The 2,512-nt window shown below is 73.7% G+C and carries 4 protein-coding genes; all 4 read right to left on the bottom strand.

Annotated elements, in window-relative coordinates; translation table 11 throughout:
- Positions 1–496: 496 nt before the first annotated feature.
- Positions 497–910, bottom strand: a complete 414-nt coding sequence (locus SM793_RS36255) for a hypothetical protein (protein WP_320443399.1) — start codon at positions 908–910, stop codon at positions 497–499.
- Between the two features lie 177 nt (positions 911–1,087).
- A complete protein-coding gene (locus tag SM793_RS36260; protein ID WP_320443400.1) occupies positions 1,088–1,327 on the bottom strand; it encodes a hypothetical protein in 240 nt (79 codons plus the stop codon).
- A 39-nt stretch (positions 1,328–1,366) separates the two neighbouring features.
- Positions 1,367–1,654 (bottom strand): hypothetical protein, encoded by a 288-nt coding sequence (locus SM793_RS36265; RefSeq protein WP_320443401.1) that lies wholly within the window; start codon positions 1,652–1,654, stop codon positions 1,367–1,369.
- Positions 1,641–1,991 (bottom strand): hypothetical protein, encoded by a 351-nt coding sequence (locus SM793_RS36270; protein ID WP_320443402.1) that lies wholly within the window; start codon positions 1,989–1,991, stop codon positions 1,641–1,643. The genes SM793_RS36265 and SM793_RS36270 overlap by 14 nt, the downstream gene beginning before the upstream one ends.
- Positions 1,992–2,512: the final 521 nt, after the last annotated feature.

Consider the following 2,512-nt stretch of genomic DNA (forward strand, 5'->3'; position numbering starts at 1 on the left):
CACCCCATCAGCAGCAGCGTGGTGGTGCCCTGCTGATGCCCAGAGCGACACGGGCCCGAAGACGGCCGGACACACCCCGGCCGCCGCTCCCGCATCACCCCCGAGCCCGCTCCGCAGCACCCGGCCACGGCGTGATCAACGGGTGGCGCGGCAGGAGCCGCGCCACCCGCCTGCGGGCGGCCCCCGCGCGCGAACGGCGACCGCCGACCTCCCGGGCCCGGGCCCGCTCCGCCTCAGGTACCGGGGCCGCTTGCGCCGGACTCGATGCGCGCGGTGAGCCCCTCCAGCGGGGTCGTCCCGGAACGCGACGAGGGTTCAGTGGCTCTGTTCACGAGAACGGGCAGCACTTCGACGTCGGTTCGGGAGGTGGAGCGGTCGCAGTCCGGCCGGAATGTTCACGAGCTTCGACAGCACCCGGGCTTGCCAGACAGTTTCCGCCGACCCGGCCGCAGGACCGATGAGAGCCTGCGGCCGGGTGGGGTCGCGCGGTGCTGGGCTACAGTCGCGCCTGCCACGAACGGTCCGCCTCGGCGCGGGCCAGTTCGGCGTCGTACTGACTCGCGTCAAAGTGGAACTCCGGCAGAGGGCAGGGATCGGGGTCGAGCAGAGACTCCCGCGGCATCTCCCAGTCCGACCACTGCACGATCTCCCCTAACCGCTGCACGACCACGGTCAGGAAGCCACAGCAGCCACCGGTGCACTCCGGTTCCCCCAGTTCCAGGCGGCGCGCCTCGTCGGTCGCCCGAAGAGGGCCGGGGCGGCCGGTTGGCAGCACATCACCCGCGTAAGGTCCGCGGCCTCCTTCGCGAACCGCCTCTCCGACCACGTCCTCGCCGTTGACCCGGAACCGCACCTGGGCAGGGAACCGGGGTCCCGGCGGCAACACCACGATCTCCAAATGATCGAACATCCGACCACCCTAGGGGCCGCTGACGTCGGCGCACGGCCATTTCGATGCCTGGTTCCGGCCGTCCGGCGGGAAGGTCGACGAGGTGCCTCCCGTTCTCGTGAACATCGACCACGGCCCGGGCGCGGTGCCTCCCGAAGTGGTGTACATCTGCCGTCGGAACTCGTGAACAGAACCAGTTCAGCTTCTGCGGACCGACCTCACTGGCCAGGCGCTGCGGGTCACCGGGGCGACCTGACCCGTGACGTCCTCCCCACAGGCCCTGGGGTCGGTCGTCGGGATGCCGCGGGTGGTGACCTCGACGGCGTTGCCGAGGTAGTCGGCCAGGGCCTCGTTCATCGCCCCGGGGTCGACCGAGACGTCCGGGGCGGCGGTGTTCCGGACGACGGCGCGGGTCAGCTCGTGCCCGGCCACGTCCACGGCCGCGGAGAACGGGCGCTCTTCGGCGTCGCCGTTGCCCTAGACCATCTTCTCCCCGTCCCAGCAGGCGTTCGAGTACGGCCGGCCGGCGGCGCTCGTGTCGACTACCGCGACGATCGGGCCGCCCTTGCCGTCCAGGTCGTTCCGGCCGAGCCGGTCGCGGAAGAGGTCGTACGCGGCAGCGGCGTTGAGGTGGGCACAGGTCGCACCGCTGGCGCCGGCCGAGGCCGGGAAGTCGGGGCCCGGAAGTCGGGGCCCGGGAAGTCGGGGCCCGGGAAGTCGGGGCCCGGGGAGGAGACCGGCGTCCGGCCCGTCACCGGGCCCCAAAACGCGCGGTAGCGAGGGCGACCACGCCGTGCACGGCGTCCACCAAGACCTCGCGGACCAGCGGCGCCCCGGTGGCCGGATCGGTCGCGCGGCCGATGAAGCGCCGCGCGCCGCCCGCCGCCGCCCGGCAGGACGACCCGGCCGCCGCCCTCCGCCGTGGGCCCCTCCCGGCGCCCCGGTCAGTCAGCGAGTCGAGCGCCGGCCCGCGCAGTACCCCGTCCGACACGGACGGGGTGGTCGGGGCGGTCGGCCCGGTGAAGTACTTGCCGCCGAGCGACTCCACCGTGCGACCCGCGCCCTCGCCGACCAGGTGGACGAGATCCTGACCGCCCAGCACCGGCCACCGCCGCGTTACCGCCGGATCCTGACGGTGCCACGACCCTCGGCCGCGTACGCGACGGCAAGCTCCGTCAGCCGCGCGGTGCCGATCCGGTAGCGGCCGGAACAGGCCGCGAGACGGACCCGGGCCGCCTCGGCCGGACTACCGGGCTCCGCTACGGCGAGTCCGGTCACCAGGTGCGGAATGGCGGTGCCCTCCCCCGCCACCACGCCGGGAACCGGTCGGACTCGGCAGCCGGACCCGCCGGCGCGGCCAGGGCGGGAGAGGCGCCCAACGCCAACACCAGTGCCAGGCCACAGGCGGCACCGGAACCGGCACCGAAACCGGCGCCTCTGGGCTTCTCGGGTGAACGGGAACGGTGATGCACGGCCGTCCTCCGGGGGGCGCGGATGCAGTACACATGTTGCGGCGGGCTGGATGTGGCGATGCGTCACCCGACGGTCGGCCTCGCAGGCGCGGTCGGTCCAGGCGATCGGGCCCGTCCTGCAGCCCGGAGCACCCCCGCTGTCCGAACAGGC

The sequence above is a fragment of the Kitasatospora purpeofusca genome (assembly GCF_034043715.1).
GTDB lineage: Bacteria > Actinomycetota > Actinomycetes > Streptomycetales > Streptomycetaceae > Kitasatospora > Kitasatospora purpeofusca_A.